The sequence below is a fragment of the Exiguobacterium sp. s124 genome, from assembly GCF_018617485.1.
Lineage (GTDB): Bacteria > Bacillota > Bacilli > Exiguobacteriales > Exiguobacteriaceae > Exiguobacterium > Exiguobacterium aestuarii.
Genome location: NZ_JACSKH010000001.1, coordinates 1,789,777 through 1,804,038 on the forward strand (window position 1 = coordinate 1,789,777; position 14,262 = coordinate 1,804,038).

General features: G+C 48.7%; 14 protein-coding genes. 3 read left to right on the top strand and 11 right to left on the bottom strand.

What is annotated here, in order from left to right; translation table 11 throughout:
- Positions 1-3: 3 nt before the first annotated feature.
- The 10 genes from KNO85_RS09335 to KNO85_RS09380 form a co-directional block, all read right to left on the bottom strand.
- Positions 4-588, bottom strand: coding sequence for a Maf family protein (locus KNO85_RS09335; RefSeq protein ID WP_214789340.1), 585 nt, complete (start codon positions 586-588; stop codon positions 4-6).
- Between the two features lie 141 nt (positions 589-729).
- Positions 730-1,437: a hypothetical protein gene (locus tag KNO85_RS09340; protein WP_214789343.1), complete on the bottom strand. Its 708-nt coding sequence runs from the start codon at positions 1,435-1,437 to the stop codon at positions 730-732.
- The gene (pilM, locus tag KNO85_RS09345) at positions 1,434-2,999 is read right to left on the bottom strand and encodes a pilus assembly protein PilM (RefSeq protein ID WP_214789345.1); all 1,566 of its coding nucleotides are present in this window, start codon (positions 2,997-2,999) and stop codon (positions 1,434-1,436) included. The genes KNO85_RS09340 and pilM overlap by 4 nt, the downstream gene beginning before the upstream one ends.
- 13 nt (positions 3,000-3,012) lie before the next feature.
- A complete protein-coding gene (locus KNO85_RS09350; protein ID WP_214789348.1) occupies positions 3,013-3,765 on the bottom strand; it encodes a prepilin peptidase in 753 nt (250 codons plus the stop codon).
- An 86-nt stretch (positions 3,766-3,851) separates the two neighbouring features.
- A complete protein-coding gene (locus KNO85_RS09355) occupies positions 3,852-4,325 on the bottom strand; it encodes a prepilin-type N-terminal cleavage/methylation domain-containing protein (RefSeq protein WP_214789351.1) in 474 nt (157 codons plus the stop codon).
- Positions 4,326-4,467: 142 nt separating this feature from the next.
- Positions 4,468-5,685, bottom strand: a complete 1,218-nt coding sequence (locus KNO85_RS09360; RefSeq protein WP_214789354.1) for a type II secretion system F family protein — start codon at positions 5,683-5,685, stop codon at positions 4,468-4,470.
- Between the two features lie 6 nt (positions 5,686-5,691).
- Complete coding sequence (locus KNO85_RS09365) at positions 5,692-6,729, bottom strand: type IV pilus twitching motility protein PilT (RefSeq protein WP_214789356.1); 1,038 nt, start codon at positions 6,727-6,729, stop codon at positions 5,692-5,694.
- Positions 6,722-8,392, bottom strand: a complete 1,671-nt coding sequence (locus tag KNO85_RS09370) for a GspE/PulE family protein (RefSeq protein ID WP_214789359.1) — start codon at positions 8,390-8,392, stop codon at positions 6,722-6,724. The genes KNO85_RS09365 and KNO85_RS09370 overlap by 8 nt, the downstream gene beginning before the upstream one ends.
- 1 nt (position 8,393) lies before the next feature.
- The gene (locus tag KNO85_RS09375) at positions 8,394-8,678 is read right to left on the bottom strand and encodes a hypothetical protein (protein ID WP_214789362.1); all 285 of its coding nucleotides are present in this window, start codon (positions 8,676-8,678) and stop codon (positions 8,394-8,396) included.
- A complete protein-coding gene (locus KNO85_RS09380) occupies positions 8,675-9,886 on the bottom strand; it encodes a G5 domain-containing protein (RefSeq protein ID WP_214789365.1) in 1,212 nt (403 codons plus the stop codon). Before KNO85_RS09380 ends, KNO85_RS09375 begins: the two co-directional genes overlap by 4 nt.
- A 158-nt stretch (positions 9,887-10,044) precedes the next feature.
- Here KNO85_RS09380 and KNO85_RS09385 point away from each other — a divergent pair, with 158 nt between their 5' ends.
- Genes KNO85_RS09385 through KNO85_RS09395 form a run of 3 tightly spaced genes read left to right on the top strand, consistent with a single transcriptional unit; the run spans position 10,045 to position 12,653 of the window.
- Entirely contained in the window at positions 10,045-10,494 is a 450-nt protein-coding gene (locus KNO85_RS09385) for a prepilin-type N-terminal cleavage/methylation domain-containing protein (RefSeq protein ID WP_214789367.1), read from the top strand.
- Positions 10,436-10,996, top strand: a complete 561-nt coding sequence (locus KNO85_RS09390; RefSeq protein ID WP_214789370.1) for a PilW family protein — start codon at positions 10,436-10,438, stop codon at positions 10,994-10,996. Before KNO85_RS09385 ends, KNO85_RS09390 begins: the two co-directional genes overlap by 59 nt.
- Before the next feature lie 16 nt (positions 10,997-11,012).
- A complete protein-coding gene (locus KNO85_RS09395; RefSeq protein WP_214789373.1) occupies positions 11,013-12,653 on the top strand; it encodes a hypothetical protein in 1,641 nt (546 codons plus the stop codon).
- A 46-nt stretch (positions 12,654-12,699) separates the two neighbouring features.
- On the opposite strand, the gene KNO85_RS09400 is transcribed toward KNO85_RS09395, so the two are convergent.
- A complete protein-coding gene (locus tag KNO85_RS09400; protein WP_214789376.1) occupies positions 12,700-14,241 on the bottom strand; it encodes a hypothetical protein in 1,542 nt (513 codons plus the stop codon).
- Between the last annotated feature and the right edge of the window lie 21 nt (positions 14,242-14,262).

The following is a 14,262-nucleotide window of genomic DNA, read 5'->3' on the forward strand; positions in this document are numbered from 1 at the left end:
CATTCACAGGAAGCGAGGCGTCACCCCATGCCGGTCGAGCGTCTTGACGAGCGGATGGATCGGTAAGCCGACGACGTTGTAAAAATCACCTTCGATTTTCTCAACGAAAAGACCACCCGACCCTTGGATGCCATAGGCACCTGCCTTATCATACGGCTCTTCTGAATCGAGGTAGTCTTCCATCCAACTCTCGGGAATCACATCGAACGTTACATGCGTCGTCGTAACGAACAAGTCTTGGGTCGCACCGATGATGCTCACGCCAGTGAGCACTTCATGAGTCGAGCCGGATAAGCGTTCAAGCATCCGTTTCGCATCCTCCCGGTCAGTTGGTTTTTCCAAAATGACACCGTCTAAGACGACGACTGTATCCGCACCGATCACGATGGCATCTCGATGATCACGCGCCACGTCCAACGCTTTTTCGCGGGCGAGACGCCCGACATACTCACTCGGAGATTCCTTGCCGTCCGTCCCTTCCGTCACGTTCGATGGGATAACTTCATGCTCAATTCCTGCTTTACGCAGTAGCTCGGTGCGTCGTGGTGACATCGAGGCGAGGATGACACGCTTCTGTGTTGTATTCATTGTATCGACTCCTTCTCTTCTTCTGAAACGGGCTTCCTTGCCGTTTCTCACTTCTCTGTTGATTGTAGGCAACACGCGTCATAAACACAATCACTCGGGTCGAAAAAAACGCCCCTTCATTTTGTGAAGGGACGTGTCGATTCATGGTGTCGTGTAATCATAGACCGGGATATCCTTTTGCTCGAACGCCGGTTCTGGGATGTAGCGATCTGGAACAAGCTGATCGAGGTCCGGGCGATAGAAAGCATCCAGTTCGACCGTAAAATCAAGCGCCTGTACTTCTTCGACCGTATTCGGTCCCGTCTCGGCAGGTCCTGTGAACTGGACCGTCCGCAAAACATGGATGCGGTTCATCGACTCGATTGATTCTAAGAACGAGACGAGGGCATCGTATGTCTCGGCCTGAAGGGTCACGGTTGAACGAACGGTCGAAGCATTGACCGGTGCAACGTCTGTCGGTTCAGCCGGTTCGTTCGTCTCACTGACGTCAGCCGGATTGAACGGTTCGACCGTCTCGGGTACTTCCGACTCAGCCACCAAACCGTCCGCGAAGGCGATGCTTGTCACATCAACACCAGCGAGCAGGCTCGCCTGAGACAACGCCTCGACGACCGTGTCGAGTGCAGGGGCTGTCGGAACGCGTGTCTGGAGCGTTTGTGAGTCCGCCACATCAACGGCTTTGCCTTCCTGACGCAACAGTTCAAGTTTCGTCCGTTCAAGCGAGAGGTCGCGTTCAAGCGCCTCGACTTCACCTTGTTTGATGAAATACGTATATCCGAAGTAAGCCGGTGCTACGATGGCTATGAGGAGGCAAATCGCAAATAACGCATAAATTGTCGAACGTTTCATTGACTCACCACCTCCGCATCTGCTTCCTCTTCTTCAGTCAATTCTTCCTCCACGTCTTGGAACATGAACGTGAACTCTCCGATATAACGTGGAAGGGGATCTTCTTCGAATGAATTCTCCTCTTCCTCTTCTGCCGCCTTCAATTCGGTCGTCACGCCGAGGAGCTTCACGTCAAGGAAACGTTCATCGGTCATGAGCGAACGTTGGAAGGCGTTCAGATCCTCAAGCGTCTCAAACTGAGTCCGCACGCTCATAATCGAGCCGTCCGCGTAGTTATACGTCAAGACGTATCCCGTCGGAGGCAATTGTTCCGTCAACGCCCGTAGTGCCGGTACCGCATCTTTCTCCATATCCGTCAACGCCGTCACGGTCTGGTCGAGGGCGAGCACTTGTTGCGCCTTCGAGTTCACCTGTTCCGTTTGATAAATCTCCACGAGCTGAAGTTCTTCTTCGATACGTGCCTGATCCGCTTCCAATTGACCGACCTCATAGTACAGGTAACCGGCAGCGCCTCCACCGAGGAGTAATGCAACGAGCCCGGTCACGATCGGCCAGCGGAGCGTCACATCGGTCGAGTTGATGAAGTTCGTATTCTGATCACGTTGCAGAGTCGCCATCCCGAGTAGTGGGAGCATCTGATGCGAGAGCGGCGTCCCGTGCGCAATCGCGAGCGGTTGTTCGACCCGTGTCACGGGAACAAGAGATTCAGTTTGAATCATGCGGACCAAGTCGTCCACTTCAGGTACCGTACCCGAGACGTACAGGTGGTCAATGGCACGACCATCCGTCCGTAGCGAATAACGATAGAAGTCGAGGAAACGGGCGAGTTCGTTCAACCAGTCGTCCATCTGGTTCGCTTTCATCTCATCCGTCCCATTGTATGTATACGTCACAACGCCATCTTTCGTCCCGACTTGGTACGGGAGGTCCGACTCGATGGAACGAATGAAGCGAATCTGCCCCTCTTCAAGTACAAGCAATTGATGCGAGAACGGGGTCACATGCCAAATCAACGTCGACTGAAGCGAATCGATCTCCGATAAACGCATGACACCATTCGCGACCGCGACGGAACGTGGCGTGATCTTCTTCAAGGCGAGACCACGTTTTTTCATATAAGACCGAAGCGACTTCGTCAGCTCGATCGATACGGCATGAAGCATGACGTCCGTTTTGACACCATCTTCGCCTAACACTTCATAATCGAACGACACGTCATCGAACGGTAAAATGATGGAACTGCCGATTTCCATGAACAAGTAGCCACGGATTTCGTCTTTCGGAATCGTAGAAGGAATCTCGACTTTCCGAGATAACACTTCGGTCTCATCCAATGCGACCGCACACGTCATGCCACGTCGGACTTTCAACTTGCGACAAAGTTCGTCGAAAGCGAGGCTGAACGCGGTCTCGTCGAGGATTTTTCCTTCTCCGTACGCATCTTTCGCCAATTGAACCGAGGCGCTTCGCTTGAACACTCCTTGCTTGATGACGGCACCGTGGATGCTGAGTGCATCAAACGAAAAATAGGTGACCGTCCCTTTCTCTATCCCACGACTCATGATCGTTTTCCCCCTACATCAACTCAAAATACCAATCAAAAAAGCTTTCACTAAACCAAAACGTCAACATCGTCCCGAGCGCGATTGATGGCACGAACGGAATCGGTTGTTTACGTCCAATTTTTTTCGAAGCGATCAAGCCCATCCCGACCACGGCTCCAATCAAGCTCGACAAGAACAATGCGACGAGCACATCCCGTGGACCGAGCACGAGACCGATCATAGTAAACAATTTGACGTCCCCTGCCCCAAGTCCCCCTTTTGACACGAAAAAGACAGTCGCTAAAAGAGAAAATCCGAGAAGCGCCCCAGCAAGCGGTGACCACCACGTGGCCCCTGCCACATAGGTAAGGACGAGTAATACCGGTGCCGTGATCCGCAAGATGACGTTCGGCACAAGCATCGTCGATAGATCAGATACTGCGAGCGCCAATAGCGTCGATAAGAAGGCGAACGCAAGGAGCGTCGTCATGCTAAATCCGTAGAGCGTATAGCTATAGCCATATCCAATGGCTCCGAGCAATTCAAAGATTGGATACGTCGGCGCGATCCGCTCGCCACACCCACGGCATCTCCCACGAAGGGCGAGATAGCCGAAAATCGGGATGAGTTCCCACGGTGACAATTCATGACCGCAAGACGGACAATGTGACCGTGGCGTCACGATTGATTGTTTGCGTGGCACGCGGAGCCCGACGACGTTGGTGAACGACGTGATGACCGCCCCGAGGATGATGCTATATAAGAATCCAATCAATTCGATCAAGGGAGGATCCTCCTTTTGTCAGTATATGCCAAAAACAGAAAACCGGCTAGGCTGAGCGAGTGCCCAGCGCCAGCCGGAGTAAATAGTTACGGTGTTGATAAAGAAGATTTACTTAGAGAACCTTCTTCTACACCATTAATATTAAATTTTGAGCCTTTAAGAGTAACAGTGTAAGTATACTTACCTCCAGACTCAGCAATTGCTACTGAACCAGCTTTATAAGATGCATCATTAAAAGGATCTTCTAATTTAGAAATATACTTATATCCCTCTTCTTCAGTTGAGTCATCAGAAGCCGTTGCTCCTGCTTTAAGGAATACCAAATCATGATCTCCTGGATTTGAAGCACTGTAGAGTTTTGCGGCCGAAATCATTTGTCTAGCATCGGCAACCATTGCATCCTTCTTCGAGTTCTCAATAATCCCACCAATCGCAACAACCGCAATCGCTGCGATAATCCCTAAAATAACGACGACGACGAGCAACTCGACGAGTGTGAGTCCACGCTCATCTTTTAATTGTTTGGCATCTTGCCAAATCATTTTCAACTTCTCTACCATGATTCATTCTCCCCTTTTGTGTGTTGTGCTGCATGTAAGCTAGATTCATTACGAAAGACCTAAACTAGAAGTAGAACAATTTTACTATACCTTCTAATTTTAGTATTGAAAAGGTATATTTTCAAAACTTTGCATATTCATTTTATTGATTTTGAATATCGCCATAGATTTGGAACATCGGGACCACGATGGAGATGACAATCACCCCGACGACACTCGCGAGAACAACGATGAGAAGCGGTTCGATGATGGACTTCAGTCGGTCCGTTGTCGTCTCAACTTCGGTCTCATAAAACTCGGCGACTTCGTTCAACATCGAGTCCAAATCTCCACTTTCTTCCCCGACCGCAATCATCTGTGTCATGAGCGGAGGAAAGTTCGAGTTACGCATGAGCGGCTCGTGGAGCGGAATCCCTTGTGCCATCATTTCCCGTGCCTCCGTCAATCCTTTGCGGATCACGCGGTTCGACACGATGCGTTCCGTAATCTCAATGGCTGTTAAAATAGGGACTGCCGCCTGTAACAGAACGGCTAAGCTTCGTGTGAGCAACGCGATTTGAGACTTCGTCACAATCGGTCCGAAAATCGGCATCTTGAGCAATAATCGGTCAATGACATATCGTTCCCGGTCCCGTTTCAGCATCCATGTGAACACAAATACCCCAAGCATCGCGATAGCGAGTAAGAGCCACCAGAATGCTGCGATAAAGTCCGAAACGGCGACGACGATTCTCGTGATGAGCGGAAGCTCACCGCCAAGTTGCCCGAAGATGCTCGCAAACGTCGGGACGACGTTCACCATCAAGAACGCGACCACGCCGATGGCGACGATTGAGACGACCAACGGATACGTGAGCGCGGAGATGACTTTCCGCTTCACATCATACTGCTTCTGGAGTTGCAGCCCGATTTGGTCGAGTGCCTCCTCCAAGTTCCCGCTCGTCTCCCCGGCGAGAGCCATCGAACTAAAGAAGTTCGAAAAGACGCGCGGATGTTTCTTGATCGCCTCGGAGTAGGCAATCCCTTCTTTCAAATCGTCTTCAACCTGACTGAGCGTCTTCTTCAATACTTTCGACTCGGTCTGGACTCTCAGAATCGAAGTCGCACGTACAATGGGTACCCCTGCACGGATCAGCGTCGCAAACTGTCTGACGTACATGATCAGATGTTCAATCTTGACGCGTTCTGGCAGGATGTTGACCTCTTTGTTCAGTCCGGTCGACTCGAGCTCGGACAAATCCGTCACGAGAATCGATTCTTGTCGTAATTTATCTTTCGCCTCCCGAAGCGAGACGGCCGTGATGCGACCTTTCTTACGCTTCCCGTTCAGGAGCTTTCCTTCATACTGAAATATCGCCATCACTCATCACCTCATCTCTTCTGTCGGAACGGCGTTCGGATTGATGATTCCTTGCCTTACGAGTTGTTCAATTGCGGCATCCATCGACTGCATGCCGTGCTGGCGACTCGTCTGGATGACGGTCGGAAGCTGGAACTCTTTTTCATTTCGAATCAAGTTGGCGACAGCCGGGTTCCCTAACATGATTTCCATCGCAGCGACACGGCCTTTCGGGACATCGATCCGTGGGAACAACCGTTGACTGACGACCCCGAGTAAGACGTTTGCGAGTTGCGTCCGGATTTGATCTTGTTGCTCGGCCGGGAACGCATCGATGATTCGGCTCACCGTCGACATTGCACTCGACGTATGAAGAGTCGCCATGACGAGATGCCCTGTCTCGGCTGCTGTCATCGCCGTCGAAATCGTCTCTAAGTCGCGCATTTCCCCTAGCAAAATGACGTCCGGGTCTTGGCGAAGTGCTGCGCGGAGACCGCTCACGAACTTCATGACGTCCGAACCGATCTCCCGTTGGTCGACGATGCTTTGGTCGTGTGAATGCAAATACTCGATTGGATCTTCTAATGTGATGATTCGCTTCCGTTGCGTCCGGTTGATTTCATGGATCATGGCCGCAAGCGTCGTCGATTTCCCTGAACCGGTCGGCCCCGTCACGAGGATGAGACCGTGCGGTTTTTCAATCAATCGCTTCAACACCGTCGGCAAATTAAGTTCATTCAATGTCGGGATTTCCCCGGAAATGGAACGGAATGCGATCGCAATCGTCCCCCGTTGATAGTAGGCGTTGACACGGAAGCGTGAGACACGCGGCACCCCGAACGAAAAGTCGAGATCACGTTCATGCTCGAGGCGTTCACGCATATCCTCCGTCATAATTTCTTTTAAAAACCCTTCAAGATGATGGGGCAGCACTTTCTCCTCGCCCATCGTGATAAGACTTCCGTCCACTCGAATGATTGGTGGCGAACCCGCCGTCAAATGAATATCTGAGGCTCGTCGCTCGACCGCATTCGTCAAGATGACTTCAATCGATTGATTAATCATATGCACTCTCCGTAATGACCGTTCGTAATATTTCTTCAGTTGTCGTCAAACCGGCGGCGACTTTCTCTAACCCGTCAGCCAGTAAGAACGTCGCTCCTTGCGACTTCGCATACTCCACCATCTCCGACTCGGTCGCCTGGTTCATGATCATTCGGCGTAACCCTTCGTTGATCGGAATCACTTCATGAATGGCAAGACGCCCTCGGTAGCCTGTCGAGTTACAAGATGAACACCCTTTACCGCGTACAACCTGATCGATATGAACGCCTTCTGCCTCGAATAGGCGTTGTTCACTTTTTGAGACCGGTTCTGCCTGACCACAGTCGCGACAGACACGTCGTACAAGACGCTGTGCGACGAGTCCGGTCGTCGAAGCGGCAACAAGGAACGGTTCGACCCCCATATCGACGAGACGGGTGATGGAACTGATGGCCGAGTTTGTATGTAATGTCGATAGGACAAGGTGTCCCGTAAGTGAGGCGCGAATGGCAATCTCGGCTGTTTCGGTATCACGAATCTCCCCGACCATGACGATGTTCGGGTCTTGTCGCAAAATCGAGCGGAGACCGGACGCGAACGTCAATCCGACTTTCGAATTGACCTGGACTTGGTTGATACCATCGAGCTGATACTCGACCGGGTCTTCTACCGTGATGATATTTTTCGTCTCATCGTTCAATTCTTTGAGTGACGCATATAATGTCGATGACTTCCCAGAACCGGTCGGGCCGGTGATAAGGATGATGCCGTTCGGACGTTTCAGCATCTCACGGTATGCTCGCTCGTTCTGCTCCCCGAACCCGAGTTTCGTCAAGTCCGTCAGACCTTGCGACGAGTCGAGCACTCGAATAACAATCTTCTCCCCATACATCGTCGGGAGCGTCGACACACGGAAGTCATACGCACGATTTCGCAACGTATACTTGATCCGTCCGTCTTGTGGTAGACGACTTTCGGTGATGTCGAGGTTACTCATCACTTTGAGGCGTGTCAGCATCACGCTCTGAATCTTCTTCGGATAGATTGTTTCCGTACGTAAATCCCCGTCAATCCGAAAACGGACGTGAAGTTGTTTCTCATGCGGGTCGAAGTGGATGTCCGATGCGCGTTGGTCGATCGCGCTTAAAAAGATTTGGTTCACGAGACGGATGATTGGCGCATCGTCTCGACTGATTGTTTCTTGCTGATCGATTTCCGGTGCATCTTCTTTTAAAATCTCGACGAGCGAGTGATCCATCTCATAGTAACGACTGATCGTCTTTCGAATTTGTTCACGCGTCGAAATCCCAATCTCAATGTTCATCCCGGTCTGCAATCGGACATCATCGATCGCAATCAAGTCGAGCGGGTCGGCCGTCGCAACGTGAAGCGTATTCCCAATCAGTTTATATGGCATAACGTCGTGTTTTTGCGCTAACGCTTTTGGTACGAGTTTCGTCACCGTCACGTTAATATCTTGCGAATACAGTTCGATAATCGGAACGTGTAACTGTTCATGAATCATTTGAATCAATTGCGTCTCGGTAATATGGTTCAATCGGATAAGTGTATCCCCTAACTTTTCACCGATGCGCTTTTGTTCGAGTGCCTCATCAAGCTGGCTCTCCGTAATCAGCCTTGCCTCGATTAGCATCTCGCCGAGTCTTCGTTTCGTTCGTCTCACGTTACTTCACCATCCTTTGAGGAGCCTCCTCTTGCTCGACTTCCCTCTCTTCGACGAAAGTACTAGCCGTCACTCCACCAATCAATATGACAACAAGTATGAGCCACGTCCACCATGCCTCGGTCAAATTCTCCGTGATCATAAAGTAAATCCCAGCAGATAGAAGAGCCGTCCATAAACTGATAAGTAATTTCGTTTCACGCTTTTTCATCGATGGGACGGACAAGGCGAACAGCGTAAGCGTCGCCAATACCCAAAAGCCGAGTAAAATCATATAACCGATCATCCGACCGCCTCCTGATCTGCAGGATATTCTTCAAAAACGGGTGGTTCTTCGAAGTTGTCATCTAATTCATCGTCAAAAATCGGGTCTTCTTCCACCTCTTCATCCGGGAAAGTTGGAATGACCGGTTCGACCGGTTCAGGTGGCGGAAGCGGTACCGAACTCTTCGTTACGATTTCCGGTGTCGGTGCATAAAAATCAAAGCCGAGCAACTCCATCGTTTCTCCTTCTTCCGTCACTTTGACGCGGTAAAGTTTGCCTGACTGACCAGTTTGTCCGGACTGCGTGACAGATGAACTGCCTGAAGGAAGGGATGAAGAAAAACGGACGACTTTTTGATAAGGAACCGACGTCACCTCTTCCACTCGTGCCTCGTAAGCCGAATCAAACGGTTGACCGAGTAATTGGACGGTCACTGCATCTCCTTCATTCAAGACGAGAATGGCGTATGACGACTCCTCACGATTTTGCACCGCAAAGTTTGATCGGGCATCCACTTTCGTGTCGTATCCGAGTTCCATCCCAGAAGGAAGCGTCTCGTGTGGTACACGTTCGAGAATGGCGAACGGCGTGGCAGCAAACATGCGATAGAACGAAGAACCGAGCGTCGTGAGTGCCTCAAAGTCTTCGCCGAATGATTTGAGGCTGAAGATATCCCCTGCTGCCATCTCGAATCCGTTCATTCGGTCGAGTGTCGACTGCATCGCCGGAGTCGGACTCACGGTAAATGAGGCTACGACTTCACTTTCCGCCGCGACTTGTTCTAAAGTGACCGTCGACTCGAGCATCGATGCCGCATCCATCAGTGCCGGTGCAATCATCGTCATCGTCACGGGTTGACCATCAAGATATGGCTCGACTTTTGTTTCATCGATTGCAGCCAACAATGGATAATCTCCCGCCTCGGTGATGGAATCGAGCGTATTCGGCACATCGAATGTCACGACCTCTTTTCCAATCTCGATGATGGTTCCGTCCATCAAATTGACCGAAAACGGTAGCGTATTAAAATCTTTAATTGCGTTATCGAGGCGGACGTCAGCTTCTTCCTTCGTCATCTCGGAAACGTCTACACCGGCGACCGTTGTTTCTGTATATGTAGCGCTTGACTCGGCGGACGCATCTAAGTAATTGACGAGTCCGATTGTCGGCAATGTCACGAGTGCGACGAGTCCAATCAAAATGAAAAGATGCATCCCATACCGCTTCATGTAAAAATCCCCCTATGTCTTATATGTCTACTATTCTATGTATCCGTTCAGTGTATAACTTTAGTATAATATGTCTTGTACAAAAAATAACAATTTATTCATTATTCCATACGTTATTTACCGATTGTTTCACTTTTTTTGAATAGGAGGTCAACGTTTTGTCGCATAACGAAAAAGGATTTACGCTCGTTGAAGTGCTCGTCTCGATTGTCGTCGTCTCCATCTTGGCAGGAGCCATGATGAGTATCTTCTCGAAAAGTCTTCAAATTACCTCTTCTGATTTAGATCGAACGGTTGCAAATCAAATTGCGCAAAACACGTTACATACGATTGAACGTCGTTCGAAGGAAATCGACACCGCATTTTCCATTGATGCATTGAAGACAGATGTGAATGGCATATGTGATTTATGTTCGGCCACAATCAACGGTCGTGATTATTCGATTGACATTGATTCTATTCAAACTTCTTCGAACGTCATGGACGTGACGATCATTGTCGACTCCGATACGTTGCTCCAACCAATCACATTGAAAGGAGTCGTGACCGATGCAAGTCTTCATGAAAAGTTCCCTGAAACGAGCAATCCAGAAGCTACAACGCTCTGAAGAAGGTGTCACACTCGTCGAATTGTTATTGGCGCTTGTCATTTCCACCATCTTCGCCGGAATTATCATTACGGTGTTTTTATCTGGTACTCTCGGCTTTCGGTTAACCAATGATTCGAGTTCCCTTCGAGCCGAAGCGGACTATTTGATTGCTTCGGTCATGCAGGACTTAAACCAAACGAAATTTGATGCGATGACTGAAAGTAACGGGGTCTATACGTTTCACGTTTTAAACGATCCAAAAGTCTCGTCGAACGGGATTTTGTATCGTGAAAGTGGCTATCTCGATACCGGAAAAACGTTATCCGCTGCCTCATTCTCTTCTTCTACGAATGATGTCGTCCTTCAATCAATGGACATTTCGATTGTGGACGGTACCGTTGAAGCAAGAAACAATCAGCCGACCTATTACAAATCCGGTCTCATTGAATTGACGATTACACTATCTCCAGCCAATGACCCGTCTGAGACGAAGACGTTCACGAGCGCCATTCCATTCTGAAAAGGAGTAAGTTCCTATGAAGCAAGATGAACGAGGTTATGTACTCATTCTCGTACTCGTGACAATGGCGGCATTAGCCGTCCTGTCACTCGCCGCCATCCAAGTCAACTTGGCGACGAACAAACAGACCGTCATCCGTGTCGACGAGACACAACTGGATGCAGACGTCAAAAGTACGTTGAACCTACTGGTGGCAGACTTAAAGAAAACATTTCCGATTCACGACAAAGCGGATGTACCCGATTACATGAAATCTGAACAAGCCTTTCAAGACGAAATCACTTCGTTACTCGTCAGTCATCAACCATATACGGGGAACCAATTGTCAGGAGATAACGACGTCATCTATTCGATCGAGCGCTCTTCTGCAGATCGAACCGATGCACCGTTCACGACCGTACTCACGCTGACAGCAACGGGAACGACCGTCCCAAAAGCTGAGCAGCCGACCCAAACGACTACGTATACACAAGAAGTATATGTAACTGCCTTACCTTCTTTTTTGTATTACGTGCTCGGATCAGACGAGCAATTGACCGTCAATGGTCCACCTAAAATCACAGGAAACATCTTTGTTGGAAATCGCGAGGGCTCGACGGACGAATTGAATGTTCAACGGACTGCCTCCTACCAACTAGGTTCAACAAAGAAATCACTTGAAAATAGTTCGACGAGTCGATTTTATTTGGACGGCAAGATCGACTTAGGCCCTGGAGCGACTTGCAGTGGTTGCGACTTAAACGAATATTTCACGAGTGACACGACACCAGTCGCAGGAGAAAAACCTAAGATCGGCGAGATTGAATCTTCCTTCTCCCCATTCAATTTCGACTATTCGATTATTCAATACGTCAACCGCTTCCAATCCGGTACGAAACTAAGCTACGAAGATGCGCCTGGCACTTCCATTTTTAATAGTGGTCACATCACGTCAATTTCAAGTCCTCCATATTTAGAGCAGCCCAACCTCGGATTGACGGAATATATCGACAAACAGCAGATTGATGCGATTGATTCTCTTAAAATCATCTCATCACCCGTCGCCGCTTCGACCATTATTAGTGAATCGGTCGCGAGCTCTAACGTGCCACTCTTATTTGATGGTGACGTCATCATCGAAGCGGTACGTCCAATCACAATTAGTCGCCCACTTATTGTGAACGGGAACCTTACGATTCGAGGAAATGTCGCGTTCAATACGACCGTATATGCCTTAAAAGATGCCTTTATCGACCGTGCCACAATTACAGGTGTCAGTCAGTCGCAAAACAGTTCCCTCGTCCTCTTGGCGAAAGGGAAAGTGCTATTGAATCGAATCAATGAATTTGAAGATACGACGACACCGCTTCAAGCATTTCTATATAGTGACTCAGAGGAGAAGAGTAAACTATATGCGGTTGGCTCGATCATCAATATTAAAGGTGGGCTCTATAGTCGTGGACCCTTGGAAATCAATACGTTCCGGGGAACGTTCCGTTCATTACCAGCCCAAAGTGCACAAGAAGCGTATTTCGCTCCTGGTAACCGAACGCAATTGGACGATATCGAAAAATCACGCCTCATCATGACGTACAACGAAGGCGTGTTTGAACAAATCAATACGTTACCTGTTTCCAACCAGCTTCAACTATTCACCGCACGTCCTATCAAACAATAAACATGAAAAAAGAAGCCGACATCAAATCGGCTTCTTTTTCGTATACTTAGTAAAAATCACCAGCTGGTGTATCGATACCAGGGTTTGGATCTGTCCCGTCTTTCACTTGAACGTAGAAATATTGAGAAATGGGCTCGGGGCCCCCACCATTCGGGAATGAGGCGCTGACATCTTGTGTAACAAGTCCCACTTTCGCAAGTCCTGGTTTCAACAGTTTGAGTTCCCCTTGTTCGATCCTTAGCACATCTGTCCCTTCCAATACCGTCAATCCATAGCCCGTGACGTTCGCTGTATCCGGATAGAAAGTGATTTGTTTTCCATACGAATATGGACTGTCACTCATGTAAAGGATGACGTTTGGCGTCGAAATCAACTGCGGGTATTCTTTGACGTCGATCAACGTGCGTTTCGATTGCCCTGGATAATCTGTAAGTTCACCAAGTATTGTCACGCCACCCTGACTCCCGTGTTCGGCACGAACCGTTGCAACGTTCACGCCAGTTTCAGAGACAGACAACGCAGTGGATGAGGACGTCCAGTCTACCTCTAATGGTCCACTCAATTTAGACCCGTCTAATTTCGTCTGGTCCAAGGTAATGGTCACAGATTGTTTGATGAGGGTACCTTCTGCATCTTGATATACCCATAGTTCGTTCGGTTTCGGATTCAATGCGAGATCCGGCAACTTCACCATCACTTTTAAATTATTTGACTTCACAACATAACCATTCGGATACGTATATGTCGCTCGAATCAAAGTCTCTCCTACCATTTTAGGGGTGATGGATACGGTTGTTCCATTTGACTGCAGACCGACAATCCCATTGTTGTCGCTTTCCCATTTCACCTGAGAAGAATCGATGGTGCCTGTGGCGTCTACATTCGTAGAAGCCCCTTCTCCTACATACAACGTCAACGTATTCGGAACGGTCAAAGTCGTTCCTTTTACCGTAACGATTTCAGGAGAAAATGTTCCTGGACTGCCATTTATGTCACGATCATGCTTCGTCGTTCCTTTTCCAGAATGCTCCGCATAAAATGAATACGCATACTTACCTGTGTCAAATGTAAATGTTCCAGGGGTTGTAGCGATTAAAGGAATGGAGAAATCAGAAGTTAGTGATTCGTTCTTCAGTACTTTGTTACATTTATTTTCGTTACTTCCATTCTTCTTCGCACATTCTAGCGAAAATTCTCCTGTTAACTCTCGTGTATTTTTATTGAAAGCAAAACCTTTAGGCAAATCTATATCATCAGGTACCGTAAACTCTTTAGGAATCTTCTCCACAATTTTCACATTCCATTGGATTAATTTATAAGAATTTAGACTAGGACCTTTCTGTCCATTTTTCTTAGGACCCTTCACTTGTGACAGGATATTTTCTAAGTTTAAGGAATACGTCAACGTAAACGTTGATTGCACCCAATCTTCGTCTGGAGATATCGTCCGGGTGACTTCACCGTTGACCGGTAACGTGATCGCATCATCGTTGTTATTCGTAGCAAATGAAAAAGAATAAATGGAAAGGATGAATACTGTCGCAATCAATATGATCAGGCCGTACTTGGATCTAGGATGCTTGAACATGGAAAGTCCTCCAGTCGGTTT